Source organism: Nocardioides sp. zg-1228, assembly GCF_017086465.1.
GTDB lineage: Bacteria > Actinomycetota > Actinomycetes > Propionibacteriales > Nocardioidaceae > Nocardioides.
Genome location: NZ_CP070961.1, coordinates 2,764,944 through 2,781,183, shown reverse-complemented (window position 1 = coordinate 2,781,183; position 16,240 = coordinate 2,764,944). Strand labels below are relative to the sequence as shown.

Annotated in this window: 13 protein-coding genes; 5 read left to right on the top strand and 8 right to left on the bottom strand. The window is 72.2% G+C overall.

The window, feature by feature from the left end; translation table 11 throughout:
• The first annotated feature begins 1 nt into the window (after position 1).
• Positions 2–532, top strand: a complete 531-nt coding sequence (locus JX575_RS13370) for a hypothetical protein (RefSeq protein WP_186340798.1) — start codon at positions 2–4, stop codon at positions 530–532.
• Positions 529–2,985, top strand: a complete 2,457-nt coding sequence (locus tag JX575_RS13365; protein ID WP_186340799.1) for a rhamnan synthesis F family protein — start codon at positions 529–531, stop codon at positions 2,983–2,985. The genes JX575_RS13370 and JX575_RS13365 overlap by 4 nt, the downstream gene beginning before the upstream one ends.
• Before the next feature lie 9 nt (positions 2,986–2,994).
• Here the strand turns inward: JX575_RS13365 and JX575_RS13360 are convergent, their stop codons facing one another.
• Positions 2,995–5,571, bottom strand: coding sequence for a rhamnan synthesis F family protein (locus JX575_RS13360; RefSeq protein ID WP_241005452.1), 2,577 nt, complete (start codon positions 5,569–5,571; stop codon positions 2,995–2,997).
• A 5-nt stretch (positions 5,572–5,576) separates the two neighbouring features.
• Positions 5,577–6,167 (bottom strand): hypothetical protein, encoded by a 591-nt coding sequence (locus JX575_RS13355; RefSeq protein ID WP_186340801.1) that lies wholly within the window; start codon positions 6,165–6,167, stop codon positions 5,577–5,579.
• A gap of 75 nt (positions 6,168–6,242) precedes the next feature.
• Between JX575_RS13355 and lhgO the strand changes: the two genes are divergently transcribed.
• Positions 6,243–7,445, top strand: a complete 1,203-nt coding sequence (gene lhgO, locus JX575_RS13350; protein WP_241005153.1) for an L-2-hydroxyglutarate oxidase — start codon at positions 6,243–6,245, stop codon at positions 7,443–7,445.
• A gap of 2 nt (positions 7,446–7,447) precedes the next feature.
• Here lhgO and JX575_RS13345 read toward each other — a convergent pair whose 3' ends face one another.
• The gene (locus JX575_RS13345; protein WP_206054397.1) at positions 7,448–8,431 is read right to left on the bottom strand and encodes a lysylphosphatidylglycerol synthase domain-containing protein; all 984 of its coding nucleotides are present in this window, start codon (positions 8,429–8,431) and stop codon (positions 7,448–7,450) included.
• A 145-nt stretch (positions 8,432–8,576) separates the two neighbouring features.
• Between JX575_RS13345 and JX575_RS13340 the strand changes: the two genes are divergently transcribed.
• Complete coding sequence (locus tag JX575_RS13340; protein WP_186340804.1) at positions 8,577–9,530, top strand: Gfo/Idh/MocA family oxidoreductase; 954 nt, start codon at positions 8,577–8,579, stop codon at positions 9,528–9,530.
• On the opposite strand, the gene JX575_RS19825 is transcribed toward JX575_RS13340, so the two are convergent.
• Genes JX575_RS19825 through JX575_RS13325 form a run of 3 tightly spaced genes read right to left on the bottom strand, consistent with a single transcriptional unit; the run spans position 9,517 to position 12,135 of the window.
• A complete protein-coding gene (locus JX575_RS19825) occupies positions 9,517–9,954 on the bottom strand; it encodes an acyltransferase (RefSeq protein WP_186340805.1) in 438 nt (145 codons plus the stop codon). The genes JX575_RS13340 and JX575_RS19825 overlap by 14 nt on opposite strands.
• Before the next feature lie 7 nt (positions 9,955–9,961).
• A complete protein-coding gene (locus JX575_RS13330; protein WP_186340806.1) occupies positions 9,962–10,885 on the bottom strand; it encodes an NAD-dependent epimerase/dehydratase family protein in 924 nt (307 codons plus the stop codon).
• Complete coding sequence (locus JX575_RS13325) at positions 10,882–12,135, bottom strand: glycosyltransferase family 4 protein (RefSeq protein WP_186340807.1); 1,254 nt, start codon at positions 12,133–12,135, stop codon at positions 10,882–10,884. The genes JX575_RS13330 and JX575_RS13325 overlap by 4 nt, the downstream gene beginning before the upstream one ends.
• Positions 12,136–12,262: 127 nt before the next feature.
• Between JX575_RS13325 and JX575_RS13320 the strand changes: the two genes are divergently transcribed.
• Positions 12,263–14,293, top strand: a complete 2,031-nt coding sequence (locus JX575_RS13320; RefSeq protein WP_186340808.1) for a hypothetical protein — start codon at positions 12,263–12,265, stop codon at positions 14,291–14,293.
• Positions 14,294–14,362: 69 nt separating this feature from the next.
• On the opposite strand, the gene JX575_RS13315 is transcribed toward JX575_RS13320, so the two are convergent.
• Together JX575_RS13315 and JX575_RS13310 are read right to left on the bottom strand one after the other, a co-directional pair.
• Positions 14,363–15,475: a DegT/DnrJ/EryC1/StrS family aminotransferase gene (locus tag JX575_RS13315; RefSeq protein ID WP_186340809.1), complete on the bottom strand. Its 1,113-nt coding sequence runs from the start codon at positions 15,473–15,475 to the stop codon at positions 14,363–14,365.
• A gap of 52 nt (positions 15,476–15,527) precedes the next feature.
• Entirely contained in the window at positions 15,528–16,223 is a 696-nt protein-coding gene (locus JX575_RS13310) for a UDP-N-acetylglucosamine acyltransferase (RefSeq protein ID WP_186340810.1), read from the bottom strand.
• Between the last annotated feature and the right edge of the window lie 17 nt (positions 16,224–16,240).

Below are 16,240 nucleotides of genomic sequence, written 5' to 3'. Positions count from 1 at the left end.
CGTGAGCGAGTCCGACCCCGACAGCCTCCACGACGAGGTGGACCTGCTGCGCCGTGAGCTCGCGGCAGCGCGCGCCGACCAGGAGAGGGCCGGCGAGCGCGAGGCGCGGCTCCGCAAGTCGCGCGACCGCGCCGTCAAGGCGGCCGACGTGCTCTCGGCGCTCCTCGCCGAGCGACTGCGCGGCGAGACGGCTGTGGCGGGCGCGGCGGAGCGCTCGTGGTGGCGGCGCGGCGCGGCGACCGTGACGCCGGAGGAGGCTGGGCAGCTCGAGCTGATCCGCCAGTCGCCGCTCTTCGACGCGGCCTACTACCTCCGCAGCCACCTCGACGTGGCCCGCCGCGGCGAGGACCCCGGCGTCCACTTCCTGCGGCACTGGGACCATCCGTTCCGCAGGCCCAGCGAGGCCTTCGACATCGCCCAGTACGTCCTCGACCACCCGGAGGTGCTCGTCGAGCGGGTGAACCCGCTCGTGCACTTCCTGGCCTCCGCGGAGTCCGAGGGCGCCGACGCCTACCCGCCGGCCCGCCGGTGACGGGCCTCGAGCACTCGGCGCTCGAGGAGCAGCTGGCCCAGCGCCGCGCGCTCCTGGACGACTTCCACGCCCGGTGGGCTGTGTTCGTGCGTCGGTGGCGCCGCGCTGCGGCGGAGGGTCCTGAGGCCGCCTGGGCGCTGGTCGAGGAGGTCCTGCGAGACGGGCTGCCCGAGGGGCGGACCGACGACGAGCCCGCGGAGCGGTTCTCGCTCGCGGCCGCTCGCGCCGTCGTGGCGGCCAGCGGCTACCTCGACGCCGACGAGTACGTCGTGCGTCACCGGCTGCGGCGCGGCACCGACCCCTACCGCCACCACGTGGAGACCGGCTGGCGGCTGCTGCAGAACCCCAGTCCCCGCTTCGATCTCTGGTCCTACTGGGTCGACCACCTCGACCCGACCCGCGACGGGGCGGACCCGCTGCTCCACTGGCTGGTGCTGGGCCGACACCTGGGCTGGGATGCGCTGCCGCCGCCGGCCCCGGAGCGGCCGCCGCTGCCCTCGGCCGAGGGCGCGCCGCCGCGCCGGATCTGCTTCTTCGCCGCGTACGACGCCGACGGCCTCGTCGACGACTACGTCGTGACCTACCTGCGCGAGCTCTCCCGGCACGCCGACGTGTACTACCTCGCCGACGGCGTGCTCGAGCCGGGCCAGCTCGACCGCCTCGCCGACGTCACCGCAGGTGCGTGGAGCGTGCCGCACGGCGGCTACGACTTCGGCTCCTTCTCGATGCTCGCCCGCGACCTGGTGGGCTGGGACGTCGTCGACACCTACGACGAGCTGCTGCTCGCCAACGACTCGTGCTTCCTGCTGCGACCGCTCGACGAGGTCTTCGCGACGATGGACGCGAGAGCGTGCGACTGGTGGAGCCTCCAGGCCACGACGATGGAGCACGACGAGAACTACTTCCGCGACGACTCCGCGATGTCGCTCGCAGAGGCCAAGCAGCGCTTCCTGGGGTCGCGCCACTTCAGCGACGTGCGCTACCTCCACCTGAGCTCGTACTTCCTCGTCTTCCGCAGACCGGTGCTGGCCGACCCCGGATTCCGCTGGCGCCTCGACACCGTGGTGCCCCAGGAGGCCAAGGGGCTCGTGGTGCACAAGTACGAGATCGGGCTCAGCCGGCACCTGATGAACGCGGGCTACGACTTCGGCACGTGGTTGCCCGAGCTCGAGCCCTTCCACCCGCTCTACTCCCGCCACGTCTTCGAGCTGATCGGTCGGGGCTTCCCCCTGGTCAAGCGCAACTTCCTCGGCGAGAACCCGCGCCGTGCTCCCGGCGTGGGGGAGTGGCGCGAGAGGCTGCGTGAGCTGGCGCCCGCAGCGCGGATCGAGGAGATGGCCGCCGACGTCGAGCGGGTCACCGACCCGGCCAGGCTGTACGACGCGTACGACGTCACGGTGGACCCCGCGACGGGACGACGCACCGTGCGCACCTCCGCCCTCGCCGGACACCCGTTCCGGCGCCTGGACCGCGAGACGCCGTCCTTCGGCCACTGGTGGGCCTTCGCGGCAGGGCCGTCGGGTCGGCTCGACCCCGGCGTGCGTGCGGTGTTCGAGGAGGTCCGGCACGATCCGAGCCTGCGCAAGGTCGTGCTCACCCGGACCCGGCCCCTGCACGACGACGTCACGGGCAGCAACGTGAGGGTGGTCCCGATCGCCACCCTCGACGGCCAGGAGGCCGTGGTGCGATGCGGCGTGATCGTGGTCGCCGACCCGCTCGACGCCGCCCTCCCGCATGCGCCACTGCCGGCCCGGCACCGGGTCGTCCACGTGGGGTCGCCCTGGGCCGTCGGCCGTGCCGCACCGGTTCTCGGCGCGGTGGACGCCGTCGCCGCCACCTCCGACCACGAGGCCGTCACGCGTCGCGTGGCGGATCCGCACCTCGGCGACGACGACGTGTGGCTGACCGGCCTGCCGCGCCACGACCTCCTCCGCGCCGACGTGCTGCCCGACGACCTGGCGCTGGCCGAGGAGCGGCTGCGAGCCCGGTTGGCCGGCCGCGCCCTCGTCGTGCTCGCGGCTCCCGGGCTCGCGGACCTGGCGTCCGACGACGTGGCGCGGCTCGGCGAGTGGGCCGTCGGCGCCGGTGTGGCCCTGGGGGTGCGCGAGCACCGCCCGGACGACCCCGCCGGTCTGACGCACGCGCTCCGGCAGGTCGCGCCGATCGGCCTCAGCGACCGCAGCGTGGTGTCCGAGGCGGTCGTGCTGCGCGTGGCGTCCGCAGTCGTCGGCGACTCCGCGGCCGGGATCCTCGACGCCCGGGCCGCCGGTCACGCCCACGTGGTGCACTCGCCCGGCGAGCCCGCCACGGGGCTCCTGGAGCATCTGTCGAGCGCCGCAGCCACCGGCTGGCCGGCCCCCGGGAGCCCTGCGGGCGACGTGGTGCCGCTCGACGGGACGGCGGCCCGCCGGTTCGTGCGGCGGGTGCGCCAACGGGGGCTGGCGCGCCCCTGACCCGGCCGGTCAGGACAAGGACACGGCGGGCCCGGTGCCCGTAGCAGCGTCCACGGCCGCCTCCTCCGCCTCCCACTCGTCGATCGGCAGGTAGGTGCGCTTGATCGCGCGGACGACCCGCTCGGCAGCGTGGCCGTCGCTGGCCGCGTGCAGGGCGCGGCCCCAGTCCGCGTAGGCCTCCTCGACCGCACGTCCCCCGAGGGCGGTGTCGAGCGCTGCTCCGAGGTCGTCGCGCGCGGTCTTCGGAAGCGGGAGCCCGGCGGCCAGCGCCTCGTCCGTCGCCACGAGGCTGATGGCCGGGCGGCCGAGGACAGCCCAGTCAGCGAGGTCGGCAACGGAGCCGGACACCAGCACGTCCGCGCAGCGCCAGGCGGTCTCCGGGTGCACCGGAAACAGCGTCCTGGCGTCCTCGGAGATCAGGGACTCGTCGGAGAGGTCGAGAAGCGGCTCGGGGAGCGAGCCGCCGCCGCCCGTGCGAGGGCGTACGCCGACGGCGACCTCCGGGTGCGCCACGGCCCACGCGGCGAGCACGTCGAGGTCGACGGAACCGCCCCACGGCTCCACGACGACGAGTCGGCGGCCTGCGAGGACCGTGCGCAGCCGGTCGATCTCGGCCCGGTGCGCCGGGGCCAGGGCGGCCTCGCCGGTGACGAGCAGGTCGATCCGGGGCGAACCGAGCTCCCACACGCCGTCGGGGTCGAGCCGCGCGAGCCGGGCAGCGGCCTCGGCACCCCGCGCGCCGGACACCACGACGGCCCGGGTGAGCGAGTCGTCGAGCTCCACGGCGCTGGCGTCGCGCAGGCCCCAGGTGTCGCCGCTGCCGTCGAGTCCGACGTCCGGCGACGACAGGCCGGTGGGGCGGCCGAGCTGGAGGAAGCGGTGGTATCGCGGGGAGAGGGGGTGGTTGACGTCGCTGCGTGGTCCCACGGTGGTGAGGATGGTGCCCATCCGCAGGCCGTACATCTGTCCCGGCGGGCTCTCGGTGGCGATCCGCACGACGTTCTGGCCGGAGACGTCGAGCGGGCGCGAGCCCTCGAGCACGATCTTCTTCACCGAGGGGTCGTCGCGCACGGCGTCGAACACGGCGCGGACCGCACCGCTGAGCAGGCCGGTGCGCGGGTCGACCGGGAATCCCCACCAGTGGTCGAACGACGGGACCCACCGGTCCTCGTCGGGGAACGTCTCCGAGCCGAGCGGCTCAGGCAGCACCGCGGTCCCGTCGGGACCGGACCGGATCGCGAAGCTGCGATGCAGGCTCCACGCCGGCGCGATGCGACGCAGGTTGGACTCCATCGCGTCGACGTCGGCGTCCGGGACGTGCTCGAGCACCCGCTGCTTCCACAGGCGCAGGTCGGGCGCGGAGAAGGGGTTCTCGTAGAGGAACTGCCTCTTCAGCAGTGGGAACCCGTCGGCCATCACGTCGAAGGCGGAGGCGCGGTAGACGGGGTGGTAGGGCAGGATCCCGTCGACGAAGGTCGCGAGGTGGTAGCCCCCCAGGATGAGCAACCGGGAGAACCCGATCTCGTACTTCAAGATGATCGCGGTCTTGTCACGCTGCTTGGCGACCGTCTCGAGCCGGCGGCGGAACTCCGGGTCGTCCAGCACGCGTCGACGGTAGACGAGGAAGTACGACCCCACGTGGATGAAGTCGGAGTAGCGCCACAGGTCCTGCTGGCGCATCTGCTCCTCGACGTCGTCGAGCGACAGCGGTCGTCCGAGCGCCTCGTGCTCCTTGACGCCGAAGTCCTCGTAGGTGGCCTGCAGGCCCCACCAGTCGCACGCCGTGGCGTCCATCTTGGCGAAGACGGTGTCGAGCGGCTGCACGAGCCAGCACGAGTCGTTGGCCAGCATCATCTCGTCGTACTGGTCGATGACGTCCCACCCGACGAGGTCGGTGGCGAGCATCGAGTACGAGCCGAAGTCGTAGCGGCCGTGCCGCACGGCCCAGGCGCCCTTCGTGTAGGGCGCGAGCTTGTCGAGCTCGCCGTCCTCGAGCTCGCAGTCCGCGAGGTAGTAGACGTCGGCGAACCGGCTGAGGTCGGCGAGGTAGGACACGACGGTCGGGTCCACGATGCCGTCGACGTCGAAGGCCGCGAAGAGGCAGACCCGCCGGGGCGCACCGGTCGGCGCTGTCGGCGCCGGCAGCTCGCGCACCTGCGGCAAGGTGTCGAGGCCGTGGCGCCGGCCCTCGAGCGCGTAGTGGACCACCGGGTTGACCTCGTCGTCCTCCGGGTCGAGGTACGCGTTGGTGTAGTGCCACAGGTCGAAGCCGGGGGAGGGGTGCCGCATCTCGTGCCATCCGCGCTCCGCGAAGTGGATGGCCTGCTCGGGCCCGGTGCACAGGTGCCAGCGCAGGTCGGGGTTGTGCCACATGTAGCCGAACTCGTCGAACTCCCCGCTCGCGCGGATGACGGCCACCTCCGCCGCCAGGACCGCGTCGCGGTCGGGTGCCTCGCCCGGCTCGCCATCCGGCAGCCCGTGGTCCATCGCGTCCTGGACGAGGCGGGAGCGTTCGTCCTCGGACGCAGCGGCCCATCGCGAGACGAAGGCGCGCCAGCGGGAGACGAACTCGGCGAGGTCCAGCATGTCGGTCACAGGTGCAGGTCGCTGGCCGGGGACGCGGCCGCGTCGTCGTGGGACGTCTCCCCGAGCCGGTCGTGGCGGATCGCGTGGACCAGGGCGGGCAGGTCCTCCTGGGTCGCCTCGGGATGCCGCTCGAGGTACGCGGCGGTGCTGAACGACGGCCCGGGATCGAGCCGCTTGGCGTTGCCGTGGCGGACGTAGTGCAGGGCAGGGCTCAGGCCCGAGCGGAGCGCCTGCGGATGGGCCCGGAGGTACCAGCCTCCGTCGAAGGCGCCGCTGGCCTCGACCTGCCGCACGAGGCCTGCCTCGCGCTCGCCCGACGGGCGTCGTCCGACCAGGCGGGCGACACCGGTGCCCCGCGACTCCCGGTCGGCCCAATAGGCCCGCGACAGCGTCGCGGCGAGGGCATCGGAGAAGGTGTCCACCTGCTCGCGCAGCCGTGCGCGCTGGCGGCGGGCCCGCTGGAGCGACTCCGTGGTGTGCTCGAGCTCGATCTGCCACCACTTCAGCTCGCGCCCGGACTGTCGCAGTGCCTTCTCCGCGCGGGCGAGCCTGGCAGCCACACGCGGGTCGTCGGTCTCGTCTCCCCGGTTCTCCACGGGGCAGCACCCTACCCTCGGCACGCAGAACCTATGCTGTCGCCCGACCTCGCACGAACACCTTCGGAGGATCCCGTGGCCGACATCTTTGATCACGTCGTCGTGGGCGGTGGCATCGTGGGAGCCGCGACCGCGTGGACCATCAGCCGGCGCCACCCCGACCGGCGCGTGCTGCTCCTCGACAAGGAGGCGGAGTTCGGCCGGCACCAGACCGGTCACAACAGCGGCGTGATCCACTCCGGGATCTACTACACCCCCGGCAGCCTCAAGGCAGACCTGTGCCGACGCGGCGCGACCGCCACCGAGCAGTTCGCCGAGCAGCACGGCATCCCGTGGCGGCGGATCGGCAAGCTCCTGGTCGCCACGGACGAGCGCGAGCTCGCCGCCATGCAGGCGCTGGCGGAGCGCGCTGTCGTCAACGGGATCGCGACCACCGTCTTGTCGGGTGCGGAGCTGCGGGAGCGCGAGCCGCACGTGGCCGGTGTGGGAGCGCTGCACGTCGCGGCGACGGGCATCACCGACTACGGCCTGATCAACCGCCGGCTCGCGACGCTGGTCGAGGAGGCCGGTGGGACGCTCCTGCGCGACACCCGGGTGCTGGGGATCCGCGAGAGCGCGCAGGAGGTGGTGCTGACGACGAGCCGCGGTGACGTGCGCGGCTCGCACGTCGTGTTCTGCGCCGGCGTGCAGGCCGACCGCGTGGCCCGGATGGCCGGGCTCGAGGTCGACTTCGCCATGGTGCCGTTCCGCGGCGAGTACTACGACGTGCGCCCCGAGCGGGCCGACCTCGTCGGCACGCTGATCTATCCCGTCCCCGACCCCGAGCTGCCGTTCCTCGGCGTCCACCTCACCCCGACCGTCGACGGGGGCCTCAACGTGGGGCCCAACGCCGTCCTCGGGCTCTCGCGCGAGGGCTATCCCAAGTTCTCCTTCGACCGACGCGACGCTCACGACATCGTGACCTTCCCCGGGATGTGGCACGTCGCGCGCGCCAACGTCCGCACCGGTGCGCGCGAGATGCGCAACTCGCTGTCCAAGAAGGCCTACCTCCGGCTGTGCCAGAAGTACTGCCCCGAGCTGCGCCTGGACGACCTCACGCCACGGGAGGCCGGCATCCGGGCGCAGGCGGTCATGCGCGACGGCTCGTTCGTGCACGACTTCTTGATGCGCGACACCGCGCGCACGCTGCACGTCGTCAACGCACCGTCGCCGGCAGCGACCTCGGCCCTGCCGATCGCCGACCTCATCGTCGACCGGGTGGACGAGGCGCGCGCCTGAGCTCAGGCCTCGTCGTCGTCGACGCCCGGGTCGTGCGGGGTCGGGCCGAAGTGGCGCCGCTCCCACCACCCGAGGCCGGCGGCCGAGGCCGCGGTGAGCAGGTCGGCGACCACGATGAGCACCCGGGACACCGCCGCGAGGGCGATGGCCTCGCCCGAGCCGATGGTGGGCGCCAGGGCGGTGACGATGATCAGCTCGCGCACGCCGGCGCCGGAGGGCAGCAGGAAGAAGAAGAGGCCCGAGATCATCGCGATGGCCATCGTGCCGATGCACACGAGCAGGAACGCGGCGTTGCCGTCGACGTTCGACACGCCCCGGACGAGCAACCACAGGTGCAGGCCGAAGAACCCGTAGGACGCCACGGCCGCGAGGAGGGAGAGGGCGACCGCGCGCATCCGCACCGGGTGGTCGGGCTGGGGGCGGCGCAGCACCTTGAAGCCGATGGAGACGACCCGCTGGAGGATCGCGGGGTGCAGGCACACCAGCCCGACAGGAAGCAGGAGGTAGAGCCACACCAGGCCGCGCAGCGCCTCGTAGTCGCGGACGAAGCCGGGCAGCACGAGGGAGCCCGCCAGCAGCGCGGCGACGACGGCCACGGCGAGGGAGAAGAGGGTGGCGGTGAAGATGCGGGCGCGGGCCAGACCGGCGCGGCGACCGAGCTCGATCTGCAGGACGTAGGCCCACACCGAGCCCGGGAGGTACTTGCCGAGCTGGCCCACGAGGAAGATCTGGGCGCCGCGCGCCACGCCGATGGGCTCGCCGAGCTCGTCGACGAGCAGCTGCCAGCTGAGCGTCGAGAGCAGGATCGCGACGGGCAGGGCCACGAACGAGGGGAGCCAGTCGCGCCACGAGAGCTCGGCGAGGGTCTCCTGCACCACCTCGTGGTTGGACCAGAGTGCGTAGCCGGCGGCCAGCACGACGGCGACGACGAGGAGGATGCGCGCCCAGTGGATGAGCCGGCCGCGCGTGGTGTGCGCGGGCTGCACTTCGGAGGACGTGACGGATCCCTTCGTCGGGTGGCCGCCGGGAGCGGCACCTGGTGAGACGACGCCGCAAGCGGCGTCCGGACAGCCATCTTGCCGCACCGGGGCGCGATGCGACCAAAACGCGCCGCGTCGATATGGTGCCGCCATGGCTGAACCATTGCGTATCGCACTCATCGGATCCGGGTCCATGGGCCGCAACCATGCACGTGTCATCGCCACGGGTCCGAGGACCGCGCTGGCTGCTGTGATCGACCCGCACGAGGAGAGCGGCCGTGCCGTCGCCGACCAGTACGACTCCGCGTGGCAGGCCGACCTCGACGGGATCGGAACCTACGACGCGGTCGTCATCGCGGCCGCGACCGAGGCCCACCGCGAGCTCGCGGCACAGGTCATCGACGCCGGCCTCCCCCTGCTGGTGGAGAAGCCGCTGTGCCCCTCGCTGGAGGAGTCGCAGGAGCTCGTCGACGCCTCCGCGGCCGCCGGCACACCGCTGATGTGCGGCTTCCTCGAGCGTTTCAACCCGGCGGTCATGACGGCCATGAAGATGGTCGAGGCCCCGCTCTACGTCCGGGCCCAGCGCCACTCGCCGTACGCCCCTCGCATCAAGACGGGCGTCGCGTGGGACCTGCTGGTGCACGACGTGGACCTCGTCGTCCGTGCCTTCGGCGGTGAGCACCCGGAGTCGTTCGACGTCAAGGTCGGGCAGTTCCACCCGCAGAGCGTCGCCGGCGCGGAGGACATCGTCGAGGCGGGCGTCCGGTTCTCCGGCGGCGGCATCGCCTCGGTGTCCGCGAGCAGGCTCGGTCAGGTCAAGGTGCGCTCGATGGTCATCCAGGAGCTCGACCGGATGATCGAGATCGACCTGCTCCGCCGCGGACTGACCAGCTACCGGCACTCGAGCATCGAGGGCGACGACGCGTTCGTCGGCTTCCGCCAGTTCACCGAGATCGAGGTCCCCGAGATCGGCGGCGCGGAGCCGCTCGTCTCGCAGCTCGACCACTTCGTCGACCTCGTCGAGGGGTCGGTCGACGCCGACGCCGAGCGCGCCAGCATCCTGCCGGCGCACCGCGTGGTGGACGAGGTCCTCAGGACCCGCTGACGACGAAACCGGGGTCGGTCGGGTCGGTCAGGTCGACCCGGCCGATCTGGCGCGCCGGTACGCCGCCCACGATGGCGCGCGCCGGGACGTCGGCAGTGACCACGGCGCCTGCGCCGACGACGGCCTCGTCGCCGATCGTGACACCCATGTTGATGACGGCGTTGGCCCCGATGAACACGTGGTCGCCGATGGCGACCGGGCGACGCTCCACCTCGGCGAAGCGGCGGCCGGAGACGCACCGCTTCGCCGAGGAGTGGGTGTAGATGTGCACGCCGGAGGAGATGTCGCACCCCCGGCCGATGGTGAGCCCGCCCGAGCCGTCGATCATCGTGAAGGCACCGATCCAGGTGCCCTCACCGACCGTCGGCTCGCCGACCACCCACGCGTGCTCGTTCCACGGGTTGGGCGGGAAGGACGCGCTCACCGCTCGCTCACTGACCGCGGATGAGCTCGGTCATGCCGGTGCGCACGTCGATCGTCGGCTCGAAGCCGAGGATCTCCTTGGCCCGGGTGGTGTCGGCCGCACGGCGGCTGACGAGCACGTCGCGGGGGTTGAACTGCGGCTCCACGTCGGCGCCGACGGCGTCGATGAGGATGCCGGCCAGGTCGGCGATCGAGGTGTCGATGCCGGTGCCGATGTTGACCGGCACGTTGGACTGCTCCGACTCGAGCGCGAGGACGACGGAGCGCGCGATGTCGTGGACGTGGATGAAGTCCATCGACTGCTCGCCCTTGCCGTCGATGACCGGCGGCTCCCCGTTCTTGATCCGGTTGACGAAGTGGTTGATGACCGAGGTGTAGTAGGCGGTCGTCTTCTGGCCCGGTCCGTAGACGTTGAAGAACCGCAGCGCGACCCAGGACAGCCCGGCGCGCCGGTTGTAGTAGCCGAGCAGGTCCTCGCCGGCGCGCTTGGCGATGCAGTAGGGCGTGATGGGGAGGAGCTTGTCGTCCTCGTGCATCGGCAGGCGCTCGGGGTCGCCGTAGACCGACGCGGACGAGCAGTAGACCAGGCGGTCGACACCGTGGTCGGCCGCGGCGGCGAACACGTTGTGGTTGCCGATCATGTTGATGTCCATGGACTCGTACGGGTCGGCCTGGCTCTTGTTGATCGACACCGCGGCCGCGTGGATGACCTTCGAGCAGCCCTTCATCGCCGCGTGCACGGCGCCGCCGTAGCGCACGTCCTGGTCGATGAGCTCGACGTCGTCGCCGAGCGCTGCCACGGCCTCGCGGTCGCCGCGGAACATGTTGTCGAAGATGCGGACCTTGTAGTCCTTCTCGAGCAGCATGGGTACGACGTGCAGGCCGATGAAGCCGGCACCGCCGGTGAAGAAGACGGTCTCCTTCGAGCTCATCTGATGGTTCTCCTCGTGGGTCGTGTGATCGGGGTGGTCAGCGGGGGGTCGGCGGCGGGCTGCGGCTCCGGGGGCGCCGCCAGCTCGGTCAGCACCTCGAGGTGCCGGTCGAGCACCCGGTTGAGGGCGAAGTGCTGGTCGACGATCGTCTTGGCGCTGGCGCCCACCTGGCGGGTCGCGGCCGGGTCGTCCAGTGCCAGCACGATGCGCTCGGCCAGACCCTCGACGTCGCCGGGGTCGCACATGAAGATGTCGTCCCCGTCGACCATGGGCACGCCCGGGAAGTTGTCGATGCGGCCCCACGCCACGACGGGCGTGCCAGCGGCCATCGACTCGAGCGTGGCGGTGCCGAGGCCCAGGCCCTGCTCGTGGCTCTCGACCGTGGCCGCGGCCAGCAGGTGGGGCACGTCGGACTTGGGGACGGCGCCGAGGCTGTGCACGGCATGGGCCACGCCGAGCTCCTCCGCGCGCTTCTGGAACAGGTCGTAGTAGACCCGGCCGACCACGACGAGCCGGGCGTCCGGGTGCTTGGCGAGCACTGCCGGCATCGCCTCGACGAGGCCGAGCCGGTCGCGTACCGGGATGACGTGCCCGACCGAGAGGATGATGGGCGCGTCCGGGCCCACGCCGGCGAGCTCGCGCCCGCGGACCGCGTCGCCCGAGCGGACCCAGTCCGGGTCGACGCCGACGGGAATGGCGACCAGGTCGCGGTAGCGGCCGCGGTAGCGCTCCTTGATGTACTCGTCCATGTAGGAGTCCATCACCACGAGCGAGGGCTTGAAACGGCGCAGGCGGGTGGCCACGAGGGTGGCGTCGAGGAAGCGGAAGGCGTGCCGGTAGGCGGCCGCGGGGTTCTCGAGCCGCGTGTGGATGCTCAGCAGCACCGGGATGTCGCGTCGGCGCGCGTAAGCGCCGGTGGCCCAGGTGAGGTCCATGAACTGGCCGTGCTGGTGGATCACGTCGGGCTGGAAGTCGTCGAGCAGCGCGGCCAGCCTGCGGCGCAGCGAGGGCCGGGTCGCGAACGAGATGTCGAACGAGACCGCCAGACGGCTCTCGGGCAGCACGAAGGCCGGGAACCGCACCACCCGCACACCGTCGCGCCACTCCTCCGCGGGCGCGTCCTGGTAGGCCGCCGTCACGACGAGGACCTCGTGGCCCCGGGCGGCGTAGCCGCGCGCCAGGGCGTCACTCAGGTGGGCGCTGCCTCCGACCCGCGGCGGGTAGAAGTTGTTGACCACGACGATGCGCACGTATGACCCCGTTCAGTTCTGCGCTGACAAACCGGTTCACCATAGCGATGGCCAGCGGCCTCCTCCCAATCCGGCCGCGGCTCGCCCCGCGTGCATGGAGTAGCCTGACCGCCGCTCGGATCCAGTCATGGGGAGGCCTGTCATCGACACCACGTCGCCGGAGCGGACGGTCCCCGAAGGGGAGCCGGCCGCCGGGGAGTCGACCTCGGAGGAGCCGGCATCCGAGCATGCTCCCGTATGGCGGTCCTGGCGGATCTTCGGCGGCTGGGCCGATCGCCTCGAGGTGCTGCTGCCGCTGCTGGCGTACGCCGTCGTGGTGCTCGGCAGCCTCAGCACCTCCTCGCTCGGGCTGCTGTCGGTCGACGGCTCGGGGGACGGCGCGGAGCAGTGGGGGACCTCGCTTCCGATCCGTAGCGACGAGTGGCTCACCCAGGCCCCGATCGATCTCTCGGTCCTGGCCCACGGCAGCTCCCAGGCGCCGTCGCTCTCCCAGGACCCCGATCTCATCTACCAGATCTCGTCCGGCCAGTGGGTGGAGTCGGTGCTGTTCCACGAGGGCAACCTGCTGCGCCTGGGCCCCGTCCTGCCCGACGAGATGCTGTTCGCGGCCTTCCGTGCGTGGCCGTGGCTGCTCCTGGTGCTCGCCCTCCCGCCCCTGCTGCGCAGGATGGGAGCCTCGCGCCCGATGTCGTGGCTCGGCCTGGTGCTGGTGTTCCTCGCCCCGGCCTCGCTGTGGTGGTCGTTCATGCCGGTGCGCATCATGGCCTTCGCGGCCGCCGGCAGCTACGTGCTGTGGCTGGCGCGAGACCGGATGGTCGCCGGCAAGCGCGTGACGGCGCTGCTGCAGGCCGGTCTCGCCGGCATCCTCCTGGCGCGACTGGTGACCTACTACGTGCCGTGGTCACTCACCCTCGGGGTGCCCCTCGTCATCGCCACCGGCGTCTACCTCGTGATGGACCGCGTCACGCGACGCCAGGCCCTCCTCACCATCGGTGCCGGCGCGGCGGTGTCGCTGCTCGTGCTCGCAGGCACGCTCATCGAGAACGCCGCTGCCCTGTCCGCCGAGCTCAACACCGTCTACCCCGGGCTGCGCCGCGTCACGGGCGCCGCACAGTCGCCGGTCCAGCTGGTCGGCGGCCCGGCGCTCTTCGAGATGGAGGACGGAGCCGCGCCCACCCTCCTCAACCAGAGCGAGATCTCCTCGGGCTTCCTCGTCTGCGGCCTCTGGGCGATCGTCATCTGGCGCCGGGCGTGGGCCGAGGCCACCCGTGCCCAGCGGGGCGCGATCGTCACGCTGGCCGCGGCGACCGGTCTCTGGAGCGCATGGGCGTTGTTCGACTGGGGTTCCCTCGGCGAGCACATCCCACTCCTCAGCTCCGTGCTGCCGGTCCGCGCAGCGCAGACCGTCGGATTCCCGGCCACCCTGCTGCTGGTGCTCCTCGCGTCCCGCCTCAAGGGCGACACCACACGACTCGCGGTCGCGGCCGCGGCGACCGTGGGCGTCGTCACGGCCTACGGCGCCTCCGACGCCCGCCGTGCCCTGCCCGACCTGGCCACCTGGCAGGTGTGGCTGGCGGTGCTGGCCGTCTCCGCGGTCGCGTACGCCGTCACCCGATGGCCCGCACGGACGTGGCCCGTCGTCGGCACCCTCGTGCTCTGCCTCGCTGCGGGTGCCGACACCAACCCTCTCGTCCACGGGGTCGGGGAGCTGCGCACCAGCCCCGCCGCCGCGGCAGCCCGCGCCCTCGCCGACCGGGCGGAGGCCGACGGCAGCCTCATCGCCACCAACTCGATGGCCACCAACGCGCTCCTGATCGCCAACGGCGCCCCGACCCTCACGGGCAACCAGGTCACCGGTCCGCGCGTGTCGGAGTGGGAGAAGATCGACCCCGACCACGAGTACGAGGACGTCTGGAACCGTGGCGCGAGCTACCTCTACGTCGCCTTCGACGGCGAGCGTGGCGCGCCGTGGGTCGAGGAGGCGGCTCCGGACGTGATCGTCGTACACGTCCACCCGTGCTGGCTCGCGGAGAGCGACCTCGACGTGGGCTACGTCGTCTCCACCCTGGAGATCACCGCACGCTGCGCGAAGCCGCTGCGCACCTTCACCTGGTACGGCGGCACCCAGTACGTCTACCAGCTCCGCGACCGGGGCTGAGCCGCAACGCACGAGGCCCGGCCGACGTCTCGTAGGACGTCGGCCGGGCCTCGACCCGTCGGCGGGCGCTCAGGCGCCGGCGCGCACCGTGGTGTTGACCGCGGTCACGATGCGCTCGAGGTCGGCCTCCGTCAGGGACGGGTGGACCGGCAGCGAGATGACCTCGCGCGCGAGCTGCTGCGTGACCGGCAGCTCGACACCCTCGGCGTACGTCGTCAGGGACGCGAGCTGGTGGTTGGGGATCGGGTAGTAGACGCCCGAGCCGACCTGGTGCTCCTCGCGCATCGCCGCGACGATCCTGTCGCGCTCGTCGCCGTCGACCTTGATCGTGTACTGGTGGTAGACGTGGGTCGCCCCCTCGGCCACCGGCGGCACGACGACGCCCTCGAGGTGGCTGTCGAGGTAGGCGGCGTTGTCCTGGCGGACCTTGGTCCAGCCCTGGACCTTCGTCAGCTGCACGCGGCCGATGGCGGCGTGGATGTCGGTCATGCGCGCGTTGAACCCCACGACCTCGTTGGCGTACTGCTTCTCCATGCCCTGGTTGCGCAGCAGCCGCACCATCCGGGCGATCTCGTCGGTGGCGCACGAGACCATGCCGCCCTCGCCCGAGGTCATGTTCTTCGTGGGGTAGAGGCTGAACATCGCGAAGTCACCGAAGGTGCCGACCTGCGCCCCCTGCCAGGTGGCGAGGTGGGCCTGGGCGGCGTCCTCGAACATGCGCAGGCCGTGCTCGTCGGCGACGGCGCGCAGGCCGTCGACGTCGGCCGGGTGGCCGTAGAGGTGGACCGGCATGATCGCGGCGGTGCGCTCGGTCACGGCGGCGCGCACGCTGTCGGCGTCGAGGCAGAAGTAGTCGGGCTCGACGTCGGCGAAGACCGGGGTCGCGCCGGTGAGGGCGACCGAGTTGGCGGTCGCGGCGAAGGTGAAGGACGGGACGATGACCTCGTCGCCGGGCCCGATGCCGGCGGCGAGCAGACCCAGGTGCAGGGCGGAGGTGCCGGAGTTGACCGCCACGCACGTGCGCCCGCCGGTGACCGTGTCGCCGAACTCCTGCTCGAACGCGGCGACCTCGGGGCCCTGGGCGATCATGCCGGAGCGCATGACGCGGTCCACGGCCGCGCGCTCGTCGTCGCCGACGATCGGCTTGGCGGGCGGGATGAACGGGAGGGACTCGGCGGACATGGGGTGCCTTTCGGGGCTGGTGGGCTGCTGGTGCGGGCTGGTGGTGAGGGTGTCAGTGGGACGCGGAGCGCTCGAGCCATGCGTCCACGGACGGGCGCAGCGACTCCTGGATCGCGGAGGTGTCGCGCGAGCCGTGGAGGAGCACGGCTGCGAGCGGCACGTGCTGGTCGGCCGGCACGCCCAGTCGATCGAGGCGGTGGGTGTTGAGGCGTGCGGCGCGGGCGGGCACGCCCATGCTCACCACGAAGGGCGGCAGCTGGCGGGTGACGGCCGACTGCATGCCGATCATCGATCCCTCCGGCACGGTGAGCCTCTGGTGCACGACGGTGCCGAGGCCCAGGTTGGCGCCGTCGCCGATGGTGACGTGACCGGCCGCCACCACCATGGCGGACACGGTCACCTCGTCGCCGACGCGGCCGTCGTGGTTGATGTGCGCCTTGGTCATGAAGAACCCGTCGTCTCCGACCGAGGTCTCGTGGGCCCACCCGCCGCTGATCGTGACGAGCTCCTTGAGCACGTTGCGCGATCCGATGCGCACCGGACCGCCGTCGAACGGCTCCTCCCACGAGGCCGTCATGTCGTGCCCGCGGACCTCAGCGGCCCCACCCACCACGACGTGGGAGGCGAGGTAGTTGTCGTCGCCGAGTGTGACCCGGCCCTGCAGCACGCAGTAGGGGCCGATGGTGTTGCCCTCGCCGAGGGTGACCTCGGGCCCGACCACTGCTGTGGGGTGGATCCGGTTGCTCACGGGTGCAGCGCTCCTCT